Below are 24570 nucleotides of genomic sequence, written 5' to 3'. Positions count from 1 at the left end.
ACCCAGGCGCTGACCGTCTGCTCATGCATGACGTGTATCCGGCCGGGGCGATGTCGCTGGTCCCGATCACCAGCACCGACCGCGGCGAGTACGTCTTCCTGGCGCCGCTGCCTGACCGCACGGGACAGCGGATCTGTGCGGCGGAGCACGACGGATCCTGGTACGAGTACCGAATGAGCTTCTCCGAGTGGCTCCACCGCTATCTGGTCGGCGAGGACATGGTCGGCCCGAACAGCGCAGTCTTCCATCCCGGCCCGGGGCTGCTCGAACCGCTCCCGATGTCACCCGATGACCGCCCCGCACCGAGGTACGGCCCGGAGCGCGGCATCTGACCGGCACAAGCCGGCAAGCGTCGCGTTCCCGGATCGGCTGAAGCACGTCCAAGAGCTAGCACGCGAGGGACCTGAATCGCGCCCTGCCCCTCTACAAACGGACCCTCGCCTCCCAGACCGACCTCTCGGGGACGACCATCCGGACACCACTGTCCCGTCCCGGTCGATCTGGCCCACGTCCCAGTCGATCTGGCTCGATTCGCTCGCAGTACCAACCAGTCTGGTCAATCCAGGCACCGACGGAACACCTAGTCAGCCGTGAACTCCTCAGCGAGGATCTCCACCTCGCTCGGACCAGTGATGGTCAACCACTGGAGCGCACAGCGGTTGTTGTGGTGCTGAAGCAGATGGCGGGCCTCGGCTGGCCACGGGCCCTGCCGGGGCAGCTCCCGCACGACGACTTCGTCCACGAAGTCGCAATCGGGGCCAGAGAAGTCAGCTCTCGCATGCAGGACACCCACAAGGTGCAGGGTCGCACGAGCACTCTCCGAACTGAGCTCGATGATGGCCTCGCTCGGCTGCAGATCGGTCCGAATGACAACCGACGTCAACCAGTAGAAGTGGCCGCGCAGTGCTTCAAGGGTCACGGCGGAACGGTATCCCGATCACACCTGGCCCCTTACACCACGGCCCGCAGTCCAGCGGCCCGAGACCACGGAACACCCGACGCAGACCAGATCAACCGGGACGAACACCACCGAACGGACCTGCCGAACCAGATCCATTGGAATTTCAACCCCTACTGCCGTCCCCATCGGTCTGGTCGCCGCAGGTCAGCGCACCCAGCATGGACCAGATCAGGTGGAACAGGACAACCACCGAGCAGACCGACGGTTCAACCAGCGGTGACGTCGCGAACTGACGGTCCTCGCCCGCATCGCCCTGGCCAAGACGGTCGAGAGCCTCGCGTATTGGCTCCCCTCGGCCCTGACCACAGGCCCGCCAAAGGCGATCCGACCGGCCCGATATCCGGTCGACGGGCTCCTCCCCGGCGTCCTAGTCTCGCGCGGTGACCAACGAGGTGGAAAACGGCGAGGACTTCCGTGCGCTGCTGCGCGGCCTCGTCGCACGGTTCGACGGCCTCGGTGCCGCTGCCCCGGAGATCGACGACCTGCTGCTCCGCTGGGCCGGCCTCCTTCCCGAGCAGGCTCCGGAGCCCGGCTGGCCGGGCCTGGCCGACCAGGTGCTCCGTGCCGTCGACGCCCCGTCAGCCGGGGTCGCCGAACCCGCACCCCTCGGGGAAGAGCCACCCGTCACGTCGTCAGGAGAACTGCGGGTCCTGCTGTTGGCCCTCGCCTCCGACTACGCACGCGCGCGGGACTGGACGCGCGACAGGAGCGCCCGGGGACTCTGGGCCGGTGACGGCAGCGGCTGGGCGAGCGGATCAGCGGCCCAGTTCCTGGATTCCTGGGAATCCTGGCTCGACGCCACCCTGGGCAGGCCCGCGAGGTTCCCGGACGTCCCGCCGCTCGAACCGGTCAGTTGGGCTTCCGTCGCATGGCAGGTCGGCGCGGCCCGCGTCTACGAGTGAGGAGCCCGAATCCCGATGAACACCCATCAGCCGATCTCCGATGCAGAGCTCGCCGAGATCGAGGAACTGGCGAACGCCGCGACCCCGGGCCCGTGGCACGTCCGCCAACTCGACGACGCCCACGCCATGAGCCTGGTCGCCATCAGCACCGTCCCCGACACCGGTCTCGGCGAACGGTGGCCCGACTTCGACCACCAGGAGATCATCGCCGCCACGCTCGTCCAGCAGCCCCGCTACCTCGATGTGACCGACGGACTCTGGGACCAGAACGCCCAGTTCATTGCCGACGCCCGGCAGGACGTACCCCGTCTGATCGCCGAGATCCGACGGCTCCGCCACCTGCTCGCCGCCAACGACCGTCCCTGACACGGCATCGCCGTCCGGCCGTCGGTGACGGCCACTACAGTGCCGGGCATGCGATCACTGATCACCGTCATCCGCGAGAACGACGACATCGCCGAACTCCTTTCCTGGCCGGGTGACTTCGACCTGGACCACGGTGACCACGTCGAGCCGGTGCACCTGGCGTCCGGGGCGGCGTTGGAGGGCTTCGCGGCGGACGGCGCCGGGGGCACGTACTTCTTCTGCGGCGACGGCGGTGAGGAGCGTCCGGTGCTCTACGCCGACTCCGAGGGCCAGGCGGCCCTGCTCGCGATCGGGCTGCCGGAGCTGCTGCGGCTGCTGCTCGTCGCGCCGTGGTGGCGCGACTGCCCCGAGTTCACCGCCGAGGAGAGCGCCGAGCGCGCCGCAGAGTACCTGGAGGACATGCCGGACTTCGTGGAGCGCCGGGACCGTGCCGCCGCCGCGCTCGGCCTCACCCTCCCGACCGACGTGGCCGCCCTGAGCCGCCTGCGCGAGGTCGCCGCCGGCCCGGGAGCGGACTACGTCCTGGTGTTCACCCCGGAGGGCACGGCCTACGAGCCGCTGATCACCACCTGAGTCCGACGCCGACCAGAGCCTTCGTCCGACGGCCTGATGACCTTTCGGCGAACGACACGGACAAACGTCGGAACCCTACAAACCGTCAGCACAGGACGCGGTAGGGAAGAACACCAAGGGATGAACTGCGGCTTGGCAGAGTGGCATTCGGCCGGGGAGGCACTCTCCCTCCGGCCTGTGTCGTCCCCACAGAAGGAGCCTTGCCATGACCGCCTTCGAAGACGTCATCGTCACCGGCCTCGGCGCCACCACACCCCTCGGTGGGGACGTGCCGACCACCTGGGCCGCGATGCTGGCCGGACAGTCGGGGATCTCGGCCATCGAGGAGGAGTGGGCCGAGGGCTTCCCGGTGCGGATCGCCGGAAAGCTGGCGGTGGAGCCGTCCACCGTGATGGACCGGGTGCAGGCCCGGCGCTTGGACCGGTGCGAGCAGATCGCGCTGATCGCCGCGCGGGAGGCGTGGGCCGACGCCGGGTCGCCGGAGGTGGATCCGGAGCGGCTCGCGGTGGTGATCGGCACGGGGACCGGCGGGGCGCTGACCCTGCTCGGGCAGCACGACGTGCTGCACGCGAGCGGTGTGCGGAAGGTGTCGCCGCACACCGTGCCGATGCTGATGGCCAACGGCCCGGCCGCCTGGGTGAGTCTGGAGCTGGGCGCCCGGGCCGGAGCGCACACGCCCGTCTCCGCCTGCGCCTCCGGGGCCGAGGCCATCGCCCTCGGGCTGGACCTGATCCGTCTCGGCCGGGCCGACGTGGTGGTGGCCGGCGGGGCCGAGGCCTGCATCCACCCGCTGCCCCTCGCGGGCTTCCACTCGGCCCGGGCGCACTCCACCCGCAACGACGAACCGGCCCTGGCCTCACGGCCGTTCGACCTCGGCCGGGAGGGCTTCGTGATCGGGGAGGGCGCAGCCGTGGTGGTGCTGGAGCGGGCCTCGTTCGCCGCCGCCCGGGCCGCGCGGCGGCACGCCCGCCTGGCGGGGGCCGCCGTGACCTCCGACGCCCACCACATCACCGCCGGCCACACCGACGGCCAGGCCCGGGCCATCCGCCGGGCGGTCGCCGAGGCGGGCCTCGCCCCCACCGACATCACGCTCGTCCAGGCGCACGCCACCTCCACCCAGCTCGGCGACCTCACCGAGGCCCGCTCGATCGCCACCGCGATCGGCACCCACCCCGCCGTCACGGCCGTGAAGTCGATGACCGGTCACCTCTTCGGCGCGGCAGGCGCGTTGGGTGCCGTGGCCACGGTCCTCTCGCTCCGGGACGCCATCACCCCGCCCACCGTCAACCTCAGCGACCCCGACCCCGAGATCCCCCTGGACATCGTCACCGGCAAGCCCCGCGAGGGCGTCCAGACCGCCGCCCTCGCCAACGCCTTCGGCTTCGGCGGCCACAACGTCAGCCTGGTACTCACCCCGTGACGGCGGCCTGACGCTACGCCAACCGCTCCAGCAGGCCCGCCAGTTGCTCCCGTTCGGCGCAGCTGAGCGGGGCCAGCACGGTGTCCTCCACCGCCACGAGCTCGGCGGTGAGCTCGGCCAGCAGCGACTCGCCCGCCGGGGTGAGGGAGACCTCGACCCGGCGGCGGTCGCGCAGCGAGCGGGTGCAGACGGCGCAGTCGGCGGCCATCAGGTCGTCGACCACCTTGACGATGTCGCTGGGGTTGATGTCGAGGCGGGCGGCGAGCTCTCCCTTGGAGAGGGAGCCGCCCGCGAGGGCCTCCAGGACGGCGACGTGCCACAGGCGCAGGCCGCGTTCGGCGACCCGGGCGGCCAGGCTGGCGCGGGCGTTGCGGCCGGCGGCGGATATCAGGGAGGTGGTGAGGCCGAGCAGTCGGGTCGTCATCGGTCCGGGTCCTGGTGATCGGTAACAACGGCGGCAGCGGGCTTGCGGGCGGCGCGGACCACCATCGGTGTACCGGTCTCCGGGTCGGGGACCACCCGGCAGCGCAGGCCGAAGACCCGCTCGACCAGCTCGGCGGTGAGCACCTCGGCCGGGGCCCCCTCCGCCGCGACCGCGCCGTCGGGGCCGAGCACCACCAGGTGGGTGGCGTAGCGGGCGGCCTGGTTGAGGTCGTGGAGGACGGCGACCACGGTGTGGCCGCGCTCCTCGTGGAGTTCGGCGCAGAGGTCGAGGACCTCGAACTGGTGCGAGATGTCCAGGTAGGTGGTCGGCTCGTCCAGCAGCAGGATGTCGGTCTGCTGGGCCAGCACCATGGCCAGCCAGACGCGTTGGCGCTGCCCGCCGGAGAGATCGTCGACCGGCCGGTCGGCGAGGTCGAGGACGCCGGTGCGGCGCATCGCCTCGGTGACGGCGCCCTCGTCCTCGGCGGACCACTGGCGCAGGAAGCCCTGGTGCGGGTAGCGCCCCCGGGCCACCAGCTCGGAGACCGAGATGCCGCTGGGCGCGTTGGCGGACTGCGGGAGCAGGCCCAGCCGGCGGGCCACCTCGCGGGTCCGGTAGGTGGCGATCGAGGCGCCGTCGAGCAGGACCGTGCCGCCGGTGGGCTTGATGAGCCGGGCCAGGGCCTTGAGCAGGGTGGACTTGCCGCACGCGTTCGGGCCGAGGATCACGGTGAAGGAGCGGTCCGGGATGCTGACGGTCAGTGAACTCGCGACCGTGCGTTGGTCGTAGGCCAGGGTGAGGTCCTCGGCCCGCAGCCGGGAGCCGTCGTGCACGGCAGGGACGGTGGAGGCCGTGGGAAGGGTGGTGGAGGTGACGGTCATGTGCCGCTCTTTCGGGTTTCGCCGATCAGCAGGAGACAGAGGTAGAGGCCGCCCAGCGTGCCGGTGGCGATGCCGACCGGCATGGGGGCGGGGGCGAAGACCCGCTGGACCGCGAAGTCGCTCGCGGCCAGCAGCAGGGCTCCGCTGAGGGCGGCGGGCACCAGGCCCCCGCCGGTACCGCCGCGGCCGCCGACCAGTCGGCGGGCGAGCTGCGGGGCGGCCAGCGCGACGAACCAGATCGGGCCGGTGACGGCGGTGCCGACGGCGGCCAGGGCGACGCCGAGCAGCAGCAGGACGGCCCGGGTGGGGCCGGTGCGCATGCCGAGCGCCCGGGCGGTGTCCTCGCCGAGGGCGAGCATGCCGAGCCGGCGGCCGTACCAGAGGGTGGGCGGCAGCAGGATCGCGACGCCGATGGCGAGGGCGGTGACCTGGGGCCAGGTGCGGCTGTTGAGGCTGCCGATCAGCCAGCTCTGGGCGGCCAGCGCGTCCTCCAGGCTGGCGCGGGTGATCAGGTAGGAGTTGACGGACAGCAGGATGGCGCTGGTGCCGATGCCGATCACCACCAGACGGAAGCCCGGCAACCCCCGCCCCGAGGCGAGGAGTTGGACCAGCAAGGCGGTGGCCAGGCCGCCCGCGAGGGCGCCGAGGGCGGTCTCGGTGAGGCTGCCGTGCCGGACCACGATGACCAGCAGGGCGCCGGTGGCGGCACCGTTGGTGAGGCCGATGACGTCGGGGCTGCCGAGCGGGTTGCCGGTCAGACCCTGGAGGACGGCTCCGCTGACCGCCAGGGCTGCGCCGACCAGTAGGGCGAGCAACAGGCGGGGCAGGCGCAGGGTGTTGACGACGAAGTCGGCGGCGCCGGGCTCGCCGGTGAGTGCGCCGTAGACCTCACGCGGCGTCAGGTGCACCTCGCCCACGGCCAGGGAGAGCAGGCAGACGCCGAGCAGCAGGGCCGCGAGGCCGGCACAGACGGCGACCGTCCGGGGCACCACCCGGACCGACCACCGTCCATGGCGCAGCACCGGATGGCCGATCGCCGGGCGGCCCACTGCCCGTGCCTGCACGGCGGTCTGACGGGCGCTCACAGGAGCACCAGCCTGCGGCGGCGGCACAGGGCGAGGAAGAGCGGGCCGCCGAGCACGGCGGTGACGATGCCGACCTGGATCTCGCCGGGCGCCCCGGCCACCCGCCCGGCCACGTCCGCGGCGAGCAGCAGCAGCGGGGCGAGCACGGCGGAGTAGGCCAGTACCCAGCGCTGGTCCGGGCCGACCAGGAAGCGGGCCACGTGCGGGACGGCGAGGCCGAGGAAGGCGATCGGCCCGGCGGCCGCGGTGGCGGCGCCGCACAGCAGCAGGACGGCGAGGCCGCCGAGGGCGCGGGTGCGGCCGACGGCGACGCCCAGGCCGCGGCCGACCTGGTCCCCGAGGCCGAGCGCGTTCAGGGCCCGGGCCAGGGCGACGGCGATCAGACCGCCCGTCAGGACGAAGGGCAGCACGGCCAGCAGGACGTCGTAGCGGCGCCCGGCGAGCGAACCGACGGTCCAGAACCGGAACTCGTCGAAGACCTCGGGGTCGAGCAGCAGGACGGCGGAGTCGAAGGCGAACAGCACGGCGGTGAGCGCCGCTCCGGCCACCACCAGCCGTTCGGGGGTGGCTTGGCCGCGGCCCGCCGCGCCGAGCAGGTACACGGCGAGGGTGGCCACGGCGGCGCCGAGCAGGGCGAACCAGACGTAGCCCAGCACGCTGGAGACGCCGAGGAAGCCGATCGCGACCACGACGCCGGTGGCGGCGCCGAGGCTGACGCCGAGCAGGCCCGGGTCGGCCAGCGGGTTGCGGGTGAGGGCCTGCATCAGGGCGCCGGCGGTGCCGAGCGCGCTGCCGACCAGGAGGGCGAGCAGGGTGCGCGGGATGCGGTAGTCGTGGACGACGGTGGCGGCGTTCGAGCCGTCGGGGTGCCAGAGCACCCGCCAGGTCGTGCTGACCGGGACGTCCCGGGTGCCGATCCAGAGACTGAGCAGGCAGAGCAGCAGGAGCACCCGGCGGCCAGGGCCAGCCGAGAGTGCGCCGCAGGGCCGCCGACGGTTCGACATTCATAGTTAGGTAAGGCTAACCTGTCTCCTCGGTAGAGGTCAACACTCGAACCAACACCTGACGCACCGTCAGAACCACTGGTCACAGCGGACGTTGGGCCACCATCGCAAGATCACCCGAAAGGACGTCCATGGCCACAGCAGGACCGAGCGGAGGCGCCGTCCTGCGCGGCGCGCTCCGCGGCCAACGCCGCCTGCTGACCGGCGCGGCGCTGCTCGGCATGGGACACCAGACACTGCGAGGCGCTGGTGCCGGTGGTGATGGGCGCGGTGATCGACCGGGCCGTGGCCACCGGCTCCGTCCCCGCGCTGCTGCGCTGGCTGGCCCTGCTCGCCGTGCTCTTCCTGCTCCTCTCCACCTGCTACCGCACGGGCGCCAGACTGGCGGAGCGCGCCAGCGAGCAGGCCGCCCACCGGCTGCGCCTGGCCCTCACCACCCGGGTGCTGGACCCGTACGGCGGCGCCGAGGCCGGGCACCTGCCCGGTGCGCTGGCCGGCATCGCCACCGGCGACGCCAAGCGGGTCGGAGTGGTGGCCACCGTGCTGCCGTTCGGCGTCGCCGCGCTGGCCGGACTGGGCGTCAGCGCCGCGCTGCTGCTGCGGATCTCGGTGCCGCTCGGCCTGCTGGTGCTCCTCGGCATACCGCCGCTGCTCTGGCTCGGCCACCGCATCAGCCGCCCGCTGGAGCGGCGCAGCGGCGTGGAGCAGGACCGCGCCGCCCGCGCCGGTGGCATCGCCGCCGACCTGGTCACCGGCCTGCGGGTGCTCAAGGGCATCGGCGCCGAGGCGGCGGCGGTGGCCCGGTACCGGACCGTGAGTCAGGACTCGCTCGCCGCGGCGCTGCGGGCCGCCCGCAGCCGGGCCGCGCACGACGGGGGGCTCCAGGCGCTGACCGGGCTCTTCATCGTGCTGATCGCCCTGGTCGGCGCGGTGCTGGCGATGGACGGACGGGTCAGCGTCGGCGAGCTGATCGCCGCGGTCGGTCTGGCGCAGTTCCTGCTCGGCCCGTTCCAGGTGCTCACCTGGGCCAACGGCGAGTTCGCCCAGGGCCGGGCCTCGGCCGGGCGGATCGCCGAGGTGCTGGCCGCCCCGCCCGCGGTGCCGCACCACCGCGCACCGCACGCGGCCACGCCCGGCTCCGGGCCCTGGTCCGCCGGCCCCGGCCCCGGCGGGCTGCGGCTGAGCGGCGTCGGCTACGGCGCCCTGCGCGGGCTTGACCTGGAGGTCGCGCCCGGCGAGCTGCTCGGCGTGGTCACGGACGATCCGGCGGCCGCGGCCGACCTGCTGCGCTGCCTCGGCCGCGAGGCCGACCCGGCCGCCGGAACGGTCGAGTTGGACGGCACCAGCCTGACCGCCCTCGACCCGGCCGAGCTGCGCCGCTCCGTCCTGGTCGCCCACCACGACGCCGTGCTCTTCGCGGGCACCCTGCGGGAGAACCTCCTCGGCTCGCCCGACGGCGAGCTGACCGGGGCCGTGCTCGCCGCATCCGCCGCCGACGAGGTGGCCGCCGCCCTGCCCGCCGGGCTGGACACCGAGGTCAGCGAGGGCGGCCGTTCGCTCTCCGGCGGCCAGCGGCAACGCGTCGCCCTGGCACGGGCGTTGGCCGCCTCACCGGCCGTACTCGTCCTGCACGACCCGACCACCGCCGTGGACTCCGTCACGGAGTCCCGGATCGCCGAGCGGCTGCGCGCGCTGCGCCACGGCCGCACCACCGTGCTGGTCACCACCAGCCCGGCCCTGCTCGCCCGCGCCGACCGGGTGGTGGTCCTCACCGACGGCGCCGTCACCGCCGACGGCACCCACCAGACCCTCACCGCCGACCCCGCCTACCGCACCCTGGTGCTGGCATGACGACCACCGCGGAGGACCCGACCGTGACCCCGACCCACGCACCCGCCGACCGCGAACTGCTGCCGGTCGCGGGCGGCGCCGAGACCTGGGCCGTGCTGCGGCGCCTGGTGCTCCGTCAGCGCGCCCTGACCGCGGGGGCGCTGACCGTGCTGGTGCTCGGCACCGCCGTCGGTCTGCTCACGGCCCCGCTGCTCGGCCGCCTGGTCGACCTGGTGAGGGCGAAGGCCGGCACCGGCTCGCTCACCCTGCCGCTGGTCCTGCTGGTGGCCGTCGCGCTCGGGCGCGGCGCGGCCATCGCGTACGGCAGCGCCCTGGTGGCCCGGCTGGGCGAGGGCGTGCTCGCCACCGTGCGCGAGGAGTTCGTCGAGCGGGCGCTGCGTCTGCCGCTGGAGCGGGTGGAGCGGGCCGGGGTGGGCGACCTGACCTCCCGGGTCACCGGGGACGTCGCCCTGGTGGCGCGCACGGTGCGCCAGGCGCTGCCCGAGTTCGCCCGCTCGGTGCTCGCCATCGTGCTCACCCTGGTGGCACTGGCCCTGCTGGACTGGCGCTTCGCCCTCGCCGTGCTGGCCGCCGCGCCCGTGCACTGGCTGACCATGCGCTGGTACCTGCCGAGGGCCGTCCCGGTCTACGCGGCCCAGCGGGCCGCCGCCGGGGCGCTCCAGCAGCAGCTGCTGGACGGTGTCGGCGGGGTCCGCACCGTGCGGGCACTGCGGCTGACGGAGCACCAGGTGGGCTTGGTGGAGAAGCGTTCGGACGACTCCGTGCAGCTCTGGATGCGCGGCACCCGGCTGGTCACCGGCTTCTTCTCCCGGCTGAACCTGGCCGAGTTCATCGGGCTGGCCTCGGTGCTGGTGGCGGGGTTCCTGCTGGTGGACGCCGAGGAGGTGAGCCTGGGCACGGCCACCGCCGCCGCCCTGTACTTCCACGGTCTCTTCAACCCGATCAACGCCGCCCTGGTGCTGGTCGACGACGCCCAGTCGGCGGGCGCCGCCCTGGCCCGGCTGGTCGGGCTCGCCGCTCTCCCCACCGAGCCGGAGCCCGCCGACGCCCCCGGGCCCGCCGACGCCTCCGTCGCCGTCACGGCCCTCCACCACGCCTACCGCGACGGGCACCCGGTGCTGCACGAGGTCTCCCTGACGGTCAGTGACGGCGAACGGGTCGCTCTGGTCGGGGCCAGCGGGGCGGGCAAGACCACCCTCGCCAAGCTGGTGGCCGGGGTGCACCGGGCCTCCTCCGGCAGCATCCGGCTCGGCGGCGCCGAGCTCGCGGAGCTCGGCCCGGCCGGGGTGCGCGGCGCCGTCGCCCTGATCAGCCAGGAGGTGCACGTCTTCGCCGGCCCGCTCGCCGACGACCTGCGCCTGGCCCGGCCCCGCGCGACCGACGCCGAGCTGCGCACCGCGCTCGCGGCCGTCGGCGCCCTGACCTGGGTCGACGCCCTCCCCGAGGGCCTCGCCACCGTGGTCGGCGACGGCGGCCACCGCCTGACGACCGCTCAGGCCCAGCACCTCGCCCTGGCCCGGCTGGTCCTCACCGACCCCCCGATCGCCGTCCTCGACGAGGCCACCGCCGACGCGGGCAGCGCGGGCGCCCGCGAGCTGGAGGCCGCCGCCGACGCCGCCCTGGCCGGCCGCACCGCCCTCACGGTCGCCCACCGCCTCACCCAGGCCGCCACCGCCGACCGCGTCGTCGTCCTCGACGGCGGCCGGGTGGTCGAGACCGGCACCCACGCCGACCTCGTCCAGGCCGATGGCCCGTACGCCGCCCTCTGGTCCGCCTGGTCCGCCGAACGCACCCCGGCCGAACGGCCCGCCTGACGTGCCATGATGCCCGTATGCGACTGACGAGCGGCGGGACGAGCCTCGACCTGCGGCCCGTGCGCTACCAGTTCGGGGCCACCAGCGGGGAGTACTACGACGACAACTGGCTGGTCGTCGCCGGCCGGGTCACCGACCCGGCCGGCGGCTGGTCCTTCGAGGACCCCGCGCTCCTGACGGACGAGGCCGAGGAGCTGACCGGCTGGCTGCGCGCGGCCGCCGACGGGCGGATCCCCGTCGCCCACCGCAACCGCGACGACGAGTGGTCCCCTCGGCTGGAGTTCCTCGAACCGGTGCTCTCCTTCAGCGTGGCCGCCCGCACCGCCGGCACCGTGACCGTCCGCCTCACCGTGCACCTGGAGGCCGCCCCGCCCTGGAGCCGGGACGCCGACGGCCACCGGGTGCCCTATGACGTGTGCTTCGACCTCACCGAGGACGGGCTGATGACGGCGGCCGGGGAGTGGGAGCGCGAGCTCCTGCCCTTCCCCGGCCGCTGACTCACTGCGCCGTGCCCGCCAGCAGCCAGCGGCGGACCGGGACTTCGAGGAGCACCCGGGCACTGTCGGGGCGGTACGGGGCGGCGACGTCCCAGTCGTACTTGGCCGCGAAGGCCGCCACGATCTCGGGCGGGAACTCGTCCTCCTGACGGACCGTGACCTCGCCCTCCGCGACCACCGGTCGGTTGCCGCCTTCCAGGGCGAGGGAGACGGAGGGGAAGCGCAGCGCGTTGCGGACCTTGACGGAGAGGGCGTCCGAGCCGATCCACCACACGCCCTCCCGGTAGACGAACCAGATCGGGGTCACGTGCGGCGTACCGTTCGCGCGGACGGTGCAGAGCCAGGCGTTGCGCTCGACCGCGAGGCGTTCGATCACCGACTCGGGCAGGGGTGCGTCGTTGTTCATGCCCCCATCCCACCGCCCGGGACGGCCCGCCCGCTTCGGGCCGCGGCCCTACGACCAGCGTCCTAGGAACCGGTCCCGGGAAAACCACACGCATTCACAAGATCATCGGTGATAGACAGTCACCCGTGACACAGAACCTCGCCTTCCCCGTGCTGCTCGAGCTCATCGAGGAGCGCGCGGCCGCGTTCCGCGCGGCCGTCGCCGCCGCTCCCGACCTGGACGCCACGGTCCCCACCTGCCCGGACTGGTCGCTGTACGACCTGGCCCACCACCTCGGCGGGGGCGAGCGCCTCTGGTCCCACAACGTCGCGGCCGGCCCCGCCGAGGGCCCGTCGCCCGAGGGCCTGGCCGCCAAGGCGGAGCCCGCCCCGCGCGAGCTCGACGCCCTGCTGGCCTGGCTGGCCGCCGGCACCGAGCAGCTGGTCTCGACCCTGCGCGAGCACGGCGAGGACGCCCCCTGCTGGACCTGGTGGGAGGGCTCCGCCAACCCCCGGACCGCCGGCGGCGTCGCCCGCCACCGGGTGCAGGAGAGCGCCGTCCACACCTACGACGCGCAGCTCACCATCGGCGCCCCGCAGGCCCTGCCGGAGCGGATCGCCCTGGACGGCGTCGAGGAGTTCCTCGCGACCTGCGTGACGACCTCCACCCCCTGGCCGCACCGGCCCGTCACCGGTGACTTCGTGGCCATCGAGGGCCGCACCTGGCGCCTGACCCTCGGCGCCGCCGGGGCGTCCGCCGTCGCCCTCGCCCCGGGCGAGGAGCACGCCGCGCCCACCGGCTCGCTCCGCGGCACCGCCTCCGACCTGGTCCTGACCTTCTACGGCCGCGTCGAGATCGAGTCGGTCAAGGGCGACGGCGAGCAGGAGCCCTTCCACCAGCTCAAGGACTGGGACCCGGAGGCCTGACCCGGCCCACCGCCTGATACCCCGGCGCCCCGTCGGCGCGCCGCCCGCCGCCTGACGCACCGTCGGACCGTACTCCGCCCCGGCACCCCGTCCTCACGGGATGCCGGGGCACCGCCGCGTCCGGGCAGCCGGGAGTGCCCGTGTGCCTCCTCCGCGCGCGGGCACGGCTCTGAGAGGCTGACGCGCGGACGGGTGATCAACTCACCCCACCGGAACCGCCCACCGCACCACCAGACCTGCGAGAGTCGATGACCGCCATACTGATCGTGCTGTTCCTGCTGTTCGCCTGGGCCCTGATGGCCGACCGCCTGGCGCGCTGGAGCGTCACCGGCCCGCTGGCCTTCGCGCTCGCCGGGATCGTGCTCACCACCGGCGAGGACCCCACGGTCACGATCGACCTGGACGCGCACGGCTTCCAGCTCGCCACCGAAGTCGTGCTCGCCGTCCTGCTGTTCACGGACGCCACCGAGTCCAAGGACTACGACCGCTCCCGGACCTCCGGCGAGTGGCGCCTGCTCGCCCTCGCGCTCCCGGCCTCGATCGGCCTGGCCACCCTGCTCGGCTACGTCTTCTTCCCCGGCCAGAGCTGGTGGCTGCTGGCGGTGATCGCCCTGGTGGTCATGCCGATCGACCTGGCCCCGATCTCGGCGCTCCTCGCCGAGGCCCGCATCCCGCTGCGCGTGCGCGCCGCGCTCAACCTGGAGGCCGGTCTCAACGACGGCCTGATCTCCCCCGTCTTCCTGTTCTGCCTGGCCAACCTCACCTCCGCCGCCGACACCTCGGTCGGCTCGCTGCTCTGGAGCACCGTCAAGGGCGCCGGCCTGGCCCTCCTGGTGGGCTGCTTCTGGGGCCTGACCGCCAGCCGGCTGGCCCCGGTGGCGGTCGCCAAGGGCTGGACCGGACCGGAGTCGCTGCCGTTCGCCACCCTGGCGCTGCCCTTCCTCGCCTACAGCTCCGCCGTCCTGATCGACGGCAACGGCTTCGTGGCCGCCTTCGTGGCCGGGGTCTGCTTCGCCCCCGCCGCCCACACGCTCGGCCCGGCCACCGTCCACCTGGTGCGCGACACCAGCCAGTTGATGGCCTTCGCGGTCTGGTTCACGCTCGGCGCCCTGGCCGCCCAGGAGTTCGCCGACGGGGTGTCCTGGACGGTGCTCGGCTACGCACTGCTGGTCCTCACGGTGGCCAGGATGGTGCCGGTGCTGCTCTCCCTGGGGCGGCTGCAGTTCTCCTGGCCGGAGCGCGCCGCGATCGGCTGGCTCGGCTCGCGCGGCGTCACCTCGATCGTCTTCGCCGTCCTGGCCGCCACCCACCTGGACGACGAACGGGGCTTCTTCGTCATCGACGTCATGTGCACCACCGTGCTGCTCAGCATCCTGCTGCACGGCGCGACCCTCCACCCGGTGGCCCGCTGGTTCCAACGCCGCGGCACCCCTTCCGCCACCTCGGCCTGACGGCCCGTCAAGCCGGTCGGTCGAGGGCCACGAGACGGTCGACGCCGAAGCCGCCGATCAGCAGGCGCTCCTTGCGGTTTCCGGTGAGGCGCCGAGTCCAGTCGGTGAAACCACCGTCCCCGACCTCCACCGGCCCCTCCGCCGTGACGAGGTGGACCTTGTAGCAGAGGCCGGAGTAGTAGCCGCGCCCCGTGGCCCGGTCGGGGTCCTCGACCACATCCAGGCCCGGGGTGCCGGCCAGCTCCGCCCGGACGTGCTCCACGAGCGCGGCGCCGGCCCCGTCCAGGGCGGTGAGCCTGACCTCGACCCGGCCGCCCGCCAGGGCCTCGGCGGCGAAGCGGAGGTGTTCGAGCAGGTGCTGGCGCTCGAAACCCTGGCCCCCCGTGTCCCGGCCCGCCGTCACCAGGGCGAAGAGCTGGAAGTGGGCGAGCATCCCCGCCCCCTCGAACCGCTGGGCCCGGACCACCCGCTGACTGCCCGCCAGCCGTACCGGCTCCGCGGACCGGGTCCCCGTCCGCCGCCGGGCCGCCTCCAGGGCCAGCCCGTTGGTCGGGTCCGCCGCCACCTCCGTTCCGCGTACGGTGGCCACCACCTTCCGGGGGTCGACGGGCCCGACGGCGCTGTGCGCGGCCAGCGGGACGAGCGGCGCCAGCGTCACCACCTCGAAGCCCTCCGGCAGCGCCGCCACCAGCCGGTCCTCCGCCCGCCGCAGGTCCCGGTACCCGACCGGAGCCGGCGCCACGAACCGGTCGTCCCGATACCGCCGCATCACCTCGGCCGGCCCGGTCCGCTCGGCCCGCCGCCGGTAGACCTCCAGCATCAGCGTGGTGAGGTCCGCTCCGCTCAACTCCTCCGCCAACAGCGCCAGCACCTCCGGCCCGCCCGCCCGCTCCAGCACCCGCCGCAGCGCCGGCCCGTCCACACCATGATCACCCGTCATACCGGCCGAGTATGCCCGGGCCGCGTCTCCCCCCGACACCGACTTACCGGGGCTCGGCCAACACCACGACGGCGTCCACCACCGGGTCGTACCCGAGCACGGCGTTCCGACGGTCGCCCTCGTCCGTCATGACCACCGCCTTGCCGAGCCGACGCCCGACCGTGGCCAGGAAGCGGCACAGCGTGTCCACCCCCTGCTGGCCCTGCAACTCCCGGAGGTCCACGTCGAAGTCGATCTCCTCGGCCACCATCGGCCAGAAGTTCACCAGCACCCCGTCGACGGGCCGGACCCACAGCCGTACCGTGTCCTCCTCGGGTGAGCGGGCAAGCACCTCCGCCGCCCTCGGCAGCGGCGCCGTCACACCACCCACCTCGTAGCCCCACTCCCACCCGGCCGCGACCACGAGGTCGAACACGGCCTGCCAGTCCTCGACCGAGCTGCCCGCCACGCAGACGTCCGGCAGGGCCCCCATCAGGTCGGGGTCGAAGAGGTCGCTCACGTCGTCCCACCGGAGATCGTCCACTCCGCCATGCTCCCATCTGCGTCACCAAACCGTTTGTGCCGGGGCCGCGGGCGCTGCTACGTTCTCAGCGACCGTGTGGCAGAACGAGGAGGTGGTACCCGTGAACGCAGTATCGACGTGGGTGCTCCTCTCCGAGGTCACGGTCGGGCGGTAGGTCGCCCGGGAGCGCCGTTCTCTGAGCCCTCCCGAAAGGCATGACCACCATGCGCTTCACCTCCGAACAGCGTCTCGACGGCGACCTCCTCGAGCGCGGGTTCACCCTCGGCGACGTGCCGGGCTTCCTCTGGACGCCCGAACCGGCCGCCGCACCGGCTCCGCTGATCCTGCTCGGCCACCCTCCCCTGGGCCTGGCTCGGATGTACCCCGCGCTGCTCGCGCGGGCGCGACAGGCCGCGGCGGACGGCTTCGCCACCGCCACCATCGAACTCCCCGGCAGCGGAGACCGGCCCCGCCTGCCCGAACTCGACCGGGCCCGGGCCGAGTTGCGCCGCACGATGGAGGCCGGCGAGCCGGTCGGCCCGGCGATCGTCGACGCCCTGATCCTCCCGCTGGTGGACCGGACCGTCCCGGAGTGGCAGGCCGCTCTGGACGCCCTCCTCGACCTGCCCGGGCTCCGGGGGCCCGTCGGCTACTCGGGCGGGGTGATCGCCGTCGGCACCCGGCTGGCGGCGGTCGATCCGCGCATCGAGGCCGCCGTCCTGTTCGCCGGGAGCTTCGTGCCCGCCGCCACCGTCGAGGAGGCCCGCCGGGTCGGCATTCCGCTGCACGTCCTGCTCCAGTGGGACGACGAGGGGAACGACCGGCAGGCCTCCCTCGCGCTCTTCGACGCCTTCGGCTCCCGGGAGAAGACGCTCAACGCCAACATGGGCGGGCACACCGGCGTCCCGGCCTTCGCCGGAGAGGCCGCCGCCCGGTTCTTCACCCGGCACCTGAAGTAGCCTTGGCCGAGGGCTCCCACCCCAACCGACCTGCGAAAAAGGCTGGTTGGGGTGGGTGCCCGATCTTCGTTGCCCACCGTCGGAGCCCGTGAGAGCATCGAGGCTCGACGGACGACGACAGGTACATTCGATGCAGACAGCAGAGGCCCGGCTCCAGGATGCGGACCACATCCTGGTCGCACCTTCGACGGTGACGGACCGTGACACGCGCGGGGACTTCTTCGGGTCCGTCATCACGCCCGGGGAGCTCGCCTCCGGCGCCGCCGACCTCGCGGGGAGGACCGTCTACCTCTGCGGCGACGTCTCCACCTACGCCGAGCACCAACTCCGCCCCGCCGCACGGGTCTTCGTCGTCCGGGAGCTGTCGCACGGCCACCCGGGACCCTGGCCGGTGGTCGGCCTCGGGCGGGTCCCGGTGCGCGTGCACGGCGCCGGCGTGTACTACCGCCGCTTCTTCGAGCCGGAGGCCGACCACTTCGGGAGGATCCTCGCCGAGCACGAGTTCCAGTCCCTGACGGAGTCCACCAAGCCCGGGACGGCGCACCGCAGCGGGATCTACCTGACGCCCGTCACCCGGGCGGGCGACGCCCTGCACTTCCGCCTGCTCCGCTGCTCCACCAACCTCTCGGGGCCGACCGAGACCTTCCGGCCGACCGACACCGAGATCGTCGACGCCCTCAACCGCGAGGCCGCCACCGTCTTCCGGGGCCACGCACCGCTCAACCACGTCCTCGCGCAGGTCTACCACAACACCCTCGCCACGGCGGAGCGCAAGCAGTCCAAGGCCAGGATCTCCTCCCACGCCGACAAGACCAAGGACATGCCCGCCGACGGCGTGATGGCCTTCTGCACCTTCTACCAGGGCCTCGACCGGCTCCACCCCCTGGCCGACGACCCCTTCGACCTCGGCGTGAAGCGCACCAGCGGGCTCACCCGGCTCGACTTCCGCCTGAAGGAGCCGACCGCGGGTCCCGACGGGACCGCCCTCCCCGCCCGGTTCGGCGTGACGCTGTACCCCGGCTCCGTCTTCTTCATGCCGCTCTCCACCAACCGCCTGTACACCCACGAGATCCGGCCCTCGACCCTGGACGCCGGGCTGCTGCCGACCCGCCTCGGGTACGTGGTCCGCTGCTCGGACACCGAAGCCGTGCACCGGGACGGCAGGACCTATCTCCAACGGGAGGGCGGGCCGCTGGAGTTGGAGCCCGCCACGGAGGAGGGCATGGCCGAGCTGCGCCGGCTGTACGCGGAGGAGAACCGCAGCACGTCCCCCGTCGACTACGGCGACAGGTTCCTCTTCAGCATGAACTCGGGGGACTACCTTGCTCCCCGCTCCTGAGCTCTCCGACGCCGTCCTCGTCCACGAGCTCCCACCGGCGGAGAACCCCTTCCCCGAGCTCTCCGTCTCCGCCCGCTTCGAAGAACTCGGGAAGGGCCGCCGGGGCACCACCCTCACCCGGGTCGACGAGACCACCGGTGCCGTCCCGCTCGTCCGCACGACCAACCGCTACGCCCACCCCGCCCAGCACTTCGGCGCCGTGCACCGGCGGTTGGCGGAACTGATCCGCGAACGTGCAGCACTGCCGCTCGGCTTCAACAACGCCCTCGTCGAGTGCTACACCAACGCCTACGCCAAGATGGGCGCCCACTCGGACCAGGCCCTCGACCTCGCCGACGGCTCGCACATCGCCGTCTTCTCCTGCTACGAACACCCCGAGGCGGACCCGCCGCGCCGACTGCTCGTCGAGTCCAAGGAGTCCGGCGACACCCTCGAAGTCCCGCTCACCCACAACGGATTCGTCGTGTTCTCGGTCGAGGAGAACCGACGCCTCAAGCACCGCATCGTCCTGGGCTCGCCCTCCCGACGCACCGAGAACCGCTGGCTCGGCCTCACCTTCCGAACCTCGAAGACCCTCGTCCGCTTCCACGACGGACACCCCCACCTCCCCCGGGGCGACCGCCTGACCCTGGCCGACGAGGACCAACAACGCGACTTCTTCCGGATGCGCCGCCAGGAGAACACCGAGCCGGACTTCACCTACCCCCCACTGACCTACACCGTCAGCCCGAGCGACCTCCTGCCGCCCGTCTCCCCGGGGTGACGGCCCCTCAGCCGTAGCGATCACGAGTCCCGGGATGGGCGGCCGCACTGCGAAGAGGTAGCCGGACCTCACGGTGAAGAACGTCGGCCGGCCGATCACTCAGGAGTGTGTGCGCAGGCTTGCGCGCAACGTGCAGGCGCGCGGGTGAGCTGAACAATGCCCGGCTACAAGGTTGCAGGACTACCGGTACCAGTCCCCGCGTGCCTGGAGAGCCTGCTCCAGATACTGGTCCAACCCGTACGAAACCAGGTACCTGCTGTCAGTCTCGTGCTCCCAGACGAAGACCTCGTTGCGTTGCGGGGTCCGGACGAAGGCGAACTGGTCACCCCCTGCGTTGCTGCCGAAGAACATCAACGGCTCGAACGGCATGTACAGCTCGGCGAGATCCCTGGCCGTTCGAAAGTCGGCATTGTCCTTCGCGATCCGCTCCGCGCTCCAGATGACGTCGAGACCATTGCGTCCTCGAACGCCATCGCATTCACCCAACAGCGCAGCAAGCTCGGGGGGCAGCGGCTGCCCAAGTACGCGTTCGACCGCCGCCAACGAGTCTTCCCCGGCCGGACCGCCAACTTCGGCATCCGCCATCACATTCAGAACCAGTTCCCGCCACATCGCCCCAGCATTCCAGATCGTCCTACGGAGACCGACCTGAGCTGCTGGACAAGCTTGGCGCCGGCAGGCGATCGGCCTGGTCCCTCCATAAACCTTGCGGGGCTCCTGACTGGATACTGCCCGCTCACCGCCGGGCCCGCGCCGACGCTCGGTCCGAAGCTCACGGCACGACCCTGCACAACCGGAAGCAACACCGTCTCGGTGGCTCATCTCCGATAGCTGGCCTGGCTATGTCGGGAGGAATGTGCGGCAGGATTCGGGTGTGATCGATACCGAGGAGTTCCGACGTGTGCTGTCAGGTCCGGTGGCTGGGGACGCCCCGCAGGGGGTAGTCGATCGGCTCGCTTTCACTGCGGAGTGTCCTGGTGCGGTTGTCTCGCGTGCCCGCGACGTCATGGTCTGCGTCCTCGATGGGGCCAGAGCCCCGTGGCCGGGGTTGGAGACCTGGCAGACCATTCTGCCCGGCTGGTTCACCGAATCGTGTGCTCCTGAGCGGTCGCCCGAGCAGGCCCGACGTGAGCTGGCGGCCTGGCGACGCCTGACGTCGGCAGAGCGGGCGGCGTGGGAACCGGCGTGGTCCCTGTCCGGGTGGCTGCACTGGTTCGATCCGGACGGCGATTCGCGGGGATGGGCATGGTGGGACGCGGGCACTGCGGAGGAGGTCGGCTGGATCGATGTCGTTGCCGAGGACGTCCCGTTTGCTTCAGGCGCGCTGCTGTGGCTGGTCACGGCCGCTGGAGGACGACTGACCGACGCGCAGTGAAGCCCGGTCGTTCAGGCCGCACGGGTCCCCGGGTACTGGGTCCAGGTGCGGATGGGTGAGTCGGGGGCGAAGTTGGTCTTCGGCCGGGCACGGGTGTTGTGCCAGCGCACATAGGCGCCGTTGGCGGCGTTCTGCTCGCCGTGGCTGCGGTGCTCACGCACCTGGCCGCTGATCGTCCTGGGGCGTCCCCCGCTCCATTTTGGGTCCAGTGCCTCGAACCCCCGCTCGTTGAACGCGTGGATGACGTCGCGCACATAGTCGGCGCTGACCTGCATCAACGAGGTGCTGTCCGGCACGGACTGGCCCTGCGCGGACATCATCACCACGATCGCCCGCCGAAGCCTCACCGGATCCTTCGCGGTCCGGCTGATCCGCTGCAGCCGACACCCCTCCTCCATGCCCACCGGCCGGACGAACACTCCCGGACGACGCCCCACGACCACCTCCACGATCACTCCTGGAAGCAGCCTGCCGCGCAACAGACGAAGGATCAATTACCCAACCAAGGAACCGAGACGAGCCACTAGAACCGGCCAAGGGCGCGGAAGCTCTCCAGCGCCGACAGCAGGTGGCGGGCCTCCGTCCGGGCGGCGGGTGGGAGGGGGGCCAGCAGCTCGCCCACCGGGAGCGGGGCGGACTCGGTGGCGGCCAGGCGGTGCAGCAGCTCGTCCAGGTGGTGGGGTGTCAGGGCGGTGCCGGTCACGTGCCCGTTGGCGGCGCAGAGTTGTGCTCCGCCCGCCGGTGCGTGCAGCACCCGGGTGCGGGCCCGGACCACCGTGTGGTCGGTCAGCGGTCGCGGTGCCTCGGGGGGCGGGGCGGGGGTGAGGCCGGCCGCGGTCAGGTTGCGGAGCGAGAGGGCGGTGACCCGCTCCTGGATCCGCTCCGGGTCGCGGTACTCCTGGAAGACCCGCAGGGTCTGTTCGAGGGCCTCGGGCAGTGCGCCGTCGGCCGGCGGCTCGGGTACCGAGAGCGGGGCGGTGGCGGCGGGCAGCCCCGCCAGACCGGCGTCCGGGTCGACCATCGCCTCCGCCGTCCGGCCGAGCAGCAGGTCGTCCACGTCGTAGACCGCGCGGTGCGCCTCGCGCGGCACGCCGACGTTGACGCTGGTGGCGGACCCCCCGTCCACGCTCTCGCCGACGTGATAGTAGTCGGACGGCCAGTACAGCAGGTCGCCGGGCTCGGGCTCGGCGGTGAACGAACTCTCCAGGTACGCCTGGTAGTCGAGCACGGTGGTCACCGGACCGGTCCACGGGCGTTCGCGCCAGAACCGCATCCGCTTGCGGCCCTCGAGCGCGAACATGAACGTCGCGAAGCGGTCCTTGTGGACACCGACCGGGGTGTGCTCGTAGTTGCCGTGGAAGAGCGTGGTGATGGCCCCCGACAGCGGCAACCCGGTGCGCTCCCAGAGCGGTTCGAAGAAGGCCCGCTGGCGCTCCCACTGTCCGGAGTGGAAGGCGTGGAAGGCGTGCACCGTCAGCGCGTACCGCCGCTCCGCCGAGAAGGCCGCCAACTCACCGTCCAGTCGCGACCGGTAGCCACCGAAGGTGGCGTCCTCGGTACGCGGGAGCCAGGCGGCCGGCTCGGACTGCTGGAAGCGGCCGACGGCGAACTGCGCGTTCGGCGGCATCAGGTACGGATTCGGCGGCCGGGTGGCGAGCGCGGCGGTGGCGAAGACCTCGCCCAGCTCGTAGGGCACCGGACGGACGGCCTTGATCAGCACCGGGCACCGGTCCCAGTAGCGCGTGGCGAACTCGTCCCAGTCGAGCGGGCCTCGGACGACGGCCAGTTCGCTCGTGCGTGCGGTCGTCATCCGTCCACCCCGCCGTCCTCGGCCCGCTCGGCCGACCCCGATGACTCCGATGACTCCGATGACTTCGAAGACTCTGCCGACTCGGTCAGTTCGATCGCGCGCAGCCGGTAGAGCTTGCGCAGCAGCGCGGTCACGGCGGCGTTCCGCTCGTCCGCACCCACCGCCCGGCAGAGCTCGGCGAGCGTCAACTCCCGCCCGACTGCCAGCTCCTGCGCGACCAGCTCGCCGGCCGCCCCGCCGATCGGGAAGGCGTGCCCGTTGACGGCCCAGATCCGCCGGCCGGGCCCGTCCGGCTGCCGGAGCACCTCCCGCACCACCCGCAGCCGCTGTCCGGGGACGAGGGCCACGTCCTCGCGCGGCTCGGGGGCGGGCTCCAGCCCGGCGGAGGAGCGCCAGGCCGCCCAGCGGGTGCGCAGCGCCGCGGGCAGCTCCGGTCCGCCGGCCGCGGCTCGGGCCGCCTCGCCGATGGCGAGCATCGGATCGGCCGGTCCGCCGTCGGGCGGCGGGTAGGGCAGGCAGGGCACCGTGCCGTCGTACTCCAGGCGGTCCCGGACCTCCTCCGCCAGCAGGATCTTGACGGCTCCGGCCGCCAGGTGCGGGGCGCGCGGGACGGAGATCCGCAGCGTCAGGCAGCCGTCCAGGTGGCGCTCGCGCCAGCGGGACCCCTCGGGCCAGTGGAGCAGCTCGCCGGCGGTGGCCCGCAGCACCCGGAACGACCCGTCCGCCTCCCGCAGTTCGGCCTCCAGGGTGCCGCCCAGCACCCAGGTCAGCACGGCGTGGTCGGACGGGGCGGCCAGGCCGCGGAGGCGGGTGTGGTCGTCCCCCTCGGTCAGCTCGGCCTCGACCGGCAGGCACGGCAGGCCGACCCGCTGCCACAGCCGCTCCAGGCTGTCGCGGACGGAGGTCCAGAGCGCGTAGTCGGTGTGCAGCGGTTGACGGACGCTCAGCAGGAATCCGGTGTCCGGGCCGCTGCCGGCCGGCCCGCGGCGCAGCCGGGTCCGGTAGGCCGCCGGGGTCGGATCCTCGGCGTCGGGCAGCAGCCGGCCGGGCGCGCCGAGCCAGCCGAGCGCGGTGTGGAGACGGACCTGCGGGAAGGTCCGGAACACGGTGCCGGCCCGGAACGGGGCACAGGCGGCGACGACCGTCCGGTGCAGGTGCTCCGGGTCGGTCGGAGCGGCGGCCTTGAGCAGCGCGGGCTGCTTGCCCCAGGCGGGGGCGAGGAGTTCGGTCCAGTCGGTCGCGCTCACGCCCGTACCCCTTCCTTCGCGGGAGCCGGCTCTGACGCCGCCCCAGGTGCGGACCGGGACTCCGACCCGGGTGGTGCCGGTGCAGCCGGCGCCGCCCCGGGTGCCGAGCCGGTTCCCGACACGGATCCCGGCGCGGACCACGGCTCGGGTGCCGAATCGGGTGCCGACGCGGGTGCCGAGCCGGGTGGCGGGTACTTCGCCGCGAGCAGGGCCGCGTAGGCGGCCAGCGGCTGCAGTCCGGCAGCGGCGCGCCGCTCGTCCACCCGGTCCTCGTCCTCGATCGGGCAGGGCCGTAGCTCCCCGGGCGCGGCCCGTTCGAACTTGGTGCCGTACAGCTGCGGCCGGCCCTCGGCCCGGCGCACCGCATCGGTGAGGTAGGCCGCGTCGCGCGGCAGCATGTCGCCCGCCTCGGCGGCGGCCTCGATCAGCATCAGGCACGCCCGCCGGAAGTCGAGGTCGCCCTCGTGGTGTTGGAGCAGCGCACCGGCCGCCGTGGCTGCCTCCGGTCCGACCAGGCCGTGGCCGGGCCAGCCGTGCTCGGCGACCACGCCGCGCAGCCAGGCGATCCCGGCCCGGGTCAGCCGCTCCAGCCGCGCCTCCAGTTCGGTGTCGGTGAAGCCCCCCGCCGCCCAGGGCCCGCGCAGCGCGGCGTCGAGCCGGTCGAAGCGGAGCAACCGCTCGCGGATCTCCGCACCCGACCGGGCCTGCCGCCCACCCGCCTCCGCGAGGTCGGCGGTGGCGGAGGCGGTAGCGGAGGCGGAAGGGGTGTCCTGGGCTGCCGGCCCGTCCTGCCGGCCCGCACCGACCGCCTCCTCCCGTGCCACTGGATCGACCGGGCCGGCCGTCCTGATCAGCGGGTCGATGCGCAGCCGCAGCTTCGCCTCGTCCCAGGAGTAGGTGATGCGGCGGCCCGCCTGCGGCCAGTCGAAGGAGACCTCGCCCTCGCGCGGCCCACGCCGTACGAGCCGCACCCCGTGCCCCGGATCGTCCAGCTCGCCCGGCCCCGGCGAGTCGGGGTGCACGTACTCGACCGCGTCGCGCAGCGCGATGCCGAGCAACGGGACCGACCCTGAGGGCAATGGCAAGAAAGAGAGG

26 protein-coding genes and 1 pseudogene are annotated in these 24570 nt (G+C 73.2%); 14 read left to right on the top strand and 13 right to left on the bottom strand.

Annotated elements, in window-relative coordinates; genetic code table 11:
* The first annotated feature begins 23 nt into the window (after positions 1–23).
* Entirely contained in the window at positions 24–332 is a 309-nt protein-coding gene (locus tag ABD946_RS15835; RefSeq protein ID WP_345284035.1) for a hypothetical protein, read from the top strand.
* A 248-nt stretch (positions 333–580) separates the two neighbouring features.
* Here the strand turns inward: ABD946_RS15835 and ABD946_RS15830 are convergent, their stop codons facing one another.
* Entirely contained in the window at positions 581–919 is a 339-nt protein-coding gene (locus tag ABD946_RS15830; protein WP_345284034.1) for a hypothetical protein, read from the bottom strand.
* 422 nt (positions 920–1341) lie between these two features.
* Here ABD946_RS15830 and ABD946_RS15825 point away from each other — a divergent pair, with 422 nt between their 5' ends.
* From ABD946_RS15825 to ABD946_RS15810, 4 genes are all read left to right on the top strand, one after another.
* On the top strand, positions 1342–1863 hold the full coding sequence (locus ABD946_RS15825; RefSeq protein ID WP_345284032.1) for a hypothetical protein: 522 nt from the start codon (positions 1342–1344) through the stop codon (positions 1861–1863).
* 15 nt (positions 1864–1878) lie between these two features.
* A complete protein-coding gene (locus ABD946_RS15820) occupies positions 1879–2229 on the top strand; it encodes a hypothetical protein (RefSeq protein ID WP_345284031.1) in 351 nt (116 codons plus the stop codon).
* Positions 2230–2277: 48 nt separating this feature from the next.
* Positions 2278–2802 carry a hypothetical protein gene (locus tag ABD946_RS15815; protein ID WP_345284029.1) on the top strand — a complete coding sequence of 175 codons (525 nt, stop codon included), beginning with the start codon at positions 2278–2280 and terminating at the stop codon, positions 2800–2802.
* A gap of 205 nt (positions 2803–3007) precedes the next feature.
* The gene (locus ABD946_RS15810) at positions 3008–4222 is read left to right on the top strand and encodes a beta-ketoacyl-[acyl-carrier-protein] synthase family protein (protein ID WP_345284027.1); all 1215 of its coding nucleotides are present in this window, start codon (positions 3008–3010) and stop codon (positions 4220–4222) included.
* A gap of 13 nt (positions 4223–4235) precedes the next feature.
* Here the strand turns inward: ABD946_RS15810 and ABD946_RS15805 are convergent, their stop codons facing one another.
* From ABD946_RS15805 to ABD946_RS15790, 4 genes are read right to left on the bottom strand one after another with little or no spacing between them, the layout of a single operon-like run.
* Positions 4236–4646, bottom strand: a complete 411-nt coding sequence (locus tag ABD946_RS15805; RefSeq protein WP_345284025.1) for a MarR family winged helix-turn-helix transcriptional regulator — start codon at positions 4644–4646, stop codon at positions 4236–4238.
* On the bottom strand, positions 4643–5527 hold the full coding sequence (locus tag ABD946_RS15800; RefSeq protein WP_345284023.1) for an ABC transporter ATP-binding protein: 885 nt from the start codon (positions 5525–5527) through the stop codon (positions 4643–4645). Before ABD946_RS15800 ends, ABD946_RS15805 begins: the two co-directional genes overlap by 4 nt.
* Positions 5524–6612, bottom strand: coding sequence for a FecCD family ABC transporter permease (locus ABD946_RS15795; protein ID WP_345284021.1), 1089 nt, complete (start codon positions 6610–6612; stop codon positions 5524–5526). The genes ABD946_RS15800 and ABD946_RS15795 overlap by 4 nt, the downstream gene beginning before the upstream one ends.
* Complete coding sequence (locus ABD946_RS15790; protein ID WP_345284019.1) at positions 6609–7616, bottom strand: FecCD family ABC transporter permease; 1008 nt, start codon at positions 7614–7616, stop codon at positions 6609–6611. The genes ABD946_RS15795 and ABD946_RS15790 overlap by 4 nt, the downstream gene beginning before the upstream one ends.
* A gap of 131 nt (positions 7617–7747) precedes the next feature.
* On the opposite strand from ABD946_RS15790, the pseudogene ABD946_RS15785 reads away from it, so the two are divergent.
* From ABD946_RS15785 to ABD946_RS15775, 3 genes and pseudogenes are all read left to right on the top strand, one after another.
* A pseudogene (locus tag ABD946_RS15785) lies at positions 7748–9467 on the top strand (ABC transporter ATP-binding protein).
* Positions 9464–11281, top strand: a complete 1818-nt coding sequence (locus ABD946_RS15780) for an ABC transporter ATP-binding protein (protein ID WP_345284017.1) — start codon at positions 9464–9466, stop codon at positions 11279–11281. The pseudogene ABD946_RS15785 and the gene ABD946_RS15780 overlap by 4 nt, the downstream one beginning before the upstream one ends.
* A gap of 17 nt (positions 11282–11298) precedes the next feature.
* Complete coding sequence (locus tag ABD946_RS15775) at positions 11299–11778, top strand: WapI family immunity protein (protein ID WP_345284015.1); 480 nt, start codon at positions 11299–11301, stop codon at positions 11776–11778.
* A 1-nt stretch (position 11779) separates the two neighbouring features.
* On the opposite strand, the gene ABD946_RS15770 is transcribed toward ABD946_RS15775, so the two are convergent.
* Positions 11780–12184, bottom strand: a complete 405-nt coding sequence (locus ABD946_RS15770; RefSeq protein ID WP_345284013.1) for a pyridoxamine 5'-phosphate oxidase family protein — start codon at positions 12182–12184, stop codon at positions 11780–11782.
* A gap of 125 nt (positions 12185–12309) precedes the next feature.
* Between ABD946_RS15770 and ABD946_RS15765 the strand changes: the two genes are divergently transcribed.
* Positions 12310–13089 (top strand): maleylpyruvate isomerase family mycothiol-dependent enzyme, encoded by a 780-nt coding sequence (locus ABD946_RS15765; RefSeq protein WP_345284011.1) that lies wholly within the window; start codon positions 12310–12312, stop codon positions 13087–13089.
* Positions 13090–13337: 248 nt separating this feature from the next.
* Positions 13338–14540, top strand: a complete 1203-nt coding sequence (locus tag ABD946_RS15760; protein ID WP_345284009.1) for a cation:proton antiporter domain-containing protein — start codon at positions 13338–13340, stop codon at positions 14538–14540.
* 7 nt (positions 14541–14547) lie between these two features.
* On the opposite strand, the gene ABD946_RS15755 is transcribed toward ABD946_RS15760, so the two are convergent.
* A complete protein-coding gene (locus ABD946_RS15755) occupies positions 14548–15480 on the bottom strand; it encodes a hypothetical protein (RefSeq protein ID WP_345284007.1) in 933 nt (310 codons plus the stop codon).
* A gap of 43 nt (positions 15481–15523) precedes the next feature.
* Complete coding sequence (locus tag ABD946_RS15750; RefSeq protein ID WP_345284005.1) at positions 15524–16003, bottom strand: hypothetical protein; 480 nt, start codon at positions 16001–16003, stop codon at positions 15524–15526.
* A gap of 203 nt (positions 16004–16206) precedes the next feature.
* Between ABD946_RS15750 and ABD946_RS15745 the strand changes: the two genes are divergently transcribed.
* From ABD946_RS15745 to ABD946_RS15735, 3 genes are all read left to right on the top strand, one after another.
* Complete coding sequence (locus ABD946_RS15745; protein WP_345284055.1) at positions 16207–16941, top strand: dienelactone hydrolase family protein; 735 nt, start codon at positions 16207–16209, stop codon at positions 16939–16941.
* A gap of 130 nt (positions 16942–17071) precedes the next feature.
* Complete coding sequence (locus tag ABD946_RS15740) at positions 17072–18280, top strand: hypothetical protein (RefSeq protein ID WP_345284003.1); 1209 nt, start codon at positions 17072–17074, stop codon at positions 18278–18280.
* Positions 18264–19043 (top strand): 2OG-Fe(II) oxygenase family protein, encoded by a 780-nt coding sequence (locus ABD946_RS15735; protein WP_345284001.1) that lies wholly within the window; start codon positions 18264–18266, stop codon positions 19041–19043. The genes ABD946_RS15740 and ABD946_RS15735 overlap by 17 nt, the downstream gene beginning before the upstream one ends.
* Positions 19044–19223: 180 nt before the next feature.
* On the opposite strand, the gene ABD946_RS15730 is transcribed toward ABD946_RS15735, so the two are convergent.
* Positions 19224–19655, bottom strand: coding sequence for an SMI1/KNR4 family protein (locus ABD946_RS15730; RefSeq protein ID WP_345283999.1), 432 nt, complete (start codon positions 19653–19655; stop codon positions 19224–19226).
* 262 nt (positions 19656–19917) lie between these two features.
* Between ABD946_RS15730 and ABD946_RS15725 the strand changes: the two genes are divergently transcribed.
* Positions 19918–20418 carry a hypothetical protein gene (locus ABD946_RS15725; protein ID WP_345283997.1) on the top strand — a complete coding sequence of 167 codons (501 nt, stop codon included), beginning with the start codon at positions 19918–19920 and terminating at the stop codon, positions 20416–20418.
* Positions 20419–20429: 11 nt separating this feature from the next.
* On the opposite strand, the gene ABD946_RS15720 is transcribed toward ABD946_RS15725, so the two are convergent.
* From ABD946_RS15720 to ABD946_RS15705, 4 genes are all read right to left on the bottom strand, one after another.
* Positions 20430–20873: a helix-turn-helix domain-containing protein gene (locus tag ABD946_RS15720; RefSeq protein WP_345283995.1), complete on the bottom strand. Its 444-nt coding sequence runs from the start codon at positions 20871–20873 to the stop codon at positions 20430–20432.
* Between the two features lie 68 nt (positions 20874–20941).
* Positions 20942–22228: a JmjC domain-containing protein gene (locus ABD946_RS15715; protein WP_345283993.1), complete on the bottom strand. Its 1287-nt coding sequence runs from the start codon at positions 22226–22228 to the stop codon at positions 20942–20944.
* Positions 22225–23475: a hypothetical protein gene (locus ABD946_RS15710; protein WP_345283991.1), complete on the bottom strand. Its 1251-nt coding sequence runs from the start codon at positions 23473–23475 to the stop codon at positions 22225–22227. The genes ABD946_RS15715 and ABD946_RS15710 overlap by 4 nt, the downstream gene beginning before the upstream one ends.
* A complete protein-coding gene (locus ABD946_RS15705) occupies positions 23472–24533 on the bottom strand; it encodes a DUF6624 domain-containing protein (protein WP_345283989.1) in 1062 nt (353 codons plus the stop codon). The genes ABD946_RS15710 and ABD946_RS15705 overlap by 4 nt, the downstream gene beginning before the upstream one ends.
* Between the last annotated feature and the right edge of the window lie 37 nt (positions 24534–24570).

The sequence above is a fragment of the Kitasatospora albolonga genome (genome assembly GCF_039535905.1).
GTDB classification, from domain to species: Bacteria; Actinomycetota; Actinomycetes; order Streptomycetales; family Streptomycetaceae; genus Kitasatospora; species Kitasatospora albolonga.
This window is presented reverse-complemented; position numbering and strand designations above follow the sequence as displayed.

What these genes read in the sequence shown, in the direction of transcription:
- ABD946_RS15715 (WP_345283993.1), bottom strand. Translation starts at nt 22,228, where the DNA reads ATGACGACCGCACGCACGAGCGAACTGGCCGTCGTCCGAGGCCCGCTC.
- ABD946_RS15805 (WP_345284025.1), bottom strand. Translation starts at nt 4,646, where the DNA reads ATGACGACCCGACTGCTCGGCCTCACCACCTCCCTGATATCCGCCGCC.
- ABD946_RS15745 (WP_345284055.1), top strand. Translation starts at nt 16,207, where the DNA reads ATGCGCTTCACCTCCGAACAGCGTCTCGACGGCGACCTCCTCGAGCGC.
- ABD946_RS15820 (WP_345284031.1), top strand. Translation starts at nt 1,879, where the DNA reads ATGAACACCCATCAGCCGATCTCCGATGCAGAGCTCGCCGAGATCGAG.
- ABD946_RS15800 (WP_345284023.1), bottom strand. Translation starts at nt 5,527, where the DNA reads ATGACCGTCACCTCCACCACCCTTCCCACGGCCTCCACCGTCCCTGCC.
- ABD946_RS15790 (WP_345284019.1), bottom strand. Translation starts at nt 7,616, where the DNA reads ATGTCGAACCGTCGGCGGCCCTGCGGCGCACTCTCGGCTGGCCCTGGC.
- ABD946_RS15755 (WP_345284007.1), bottom strand. Translation starts at nt 15,480, where the DNA reads ATGACGGGTGATCATGGTGTGGACGGGCCGGCGCTGCGGCGGGTGCTG.
- ABD946_RS15740 (WP_345284003.1), top strand. Translation starts at nt 17,072, where the DNA reads ATGCAGACAGCAGAGGCCCGGCTCCAGGATGCGGACCACATCCTGGTC.
- ABD946_RS15730 (WP_345283999.1), bottom strand. Translation starts at nt 19,655, where the DNA reads ATGTGGCGGGAACTGGTTCTGAATGTGATGGCGGATGCCGAAGTTGGC.
- ABD946_RS15780 (WP_345284017.1), top strand. Translation starts at nt 9,464, where the DNA reads ATGACGACCACCGCGGAGGACCCGACCGTGACCCCGACCCACGCACCC.
- ABD946_RS15810 (WP_345284027.1), top strand. Translation starts at nt 3,008, where the DNA reads ATGACCGCCTTCGAAGACGTCATCGTCACCGGCCTCGGCGCCACCACA.
- ABD946_RS15760 (WP_345284009.1), top strand. Translation starts at nt 13,338, where the DNA reads ATGACCGCCATACTGATCGTGCTGTTCCTGCTGTTCGCCTGGGCCCTG.
- ABD946_RS15775 (WP_345284015.1), top strand. Translation starts at nt 11,299, where the DNA reads ATGCGACTGACGAGCGGCGGGACGAGCCTCGACCTGCGGCCCGTGCGC.
- ABD946_RS15835 (WP_345284035.1), top strand. Translation starts at nt 24, where the DNA reads ATGCATGACGTGTATCCGGCCGGGGCGATGTCGCTGGTCCCGATCACC.
- ABD946_RS15815 (WP_345284029.1), top strand. Translation starts at nt 2,278, where the DNA reads ATGCGATCACTGATCACCGTCATCCGCGAGAACGACGACATCGCCGAA.
- ABD946_RS15770 (WP_345284013.1), bottom strand. Translation starts at nt 12,184, where the DNA reads ATGAACAACGACGCACCCCTGCCCGAGTCGGTGATCGAACGCCTCGCG.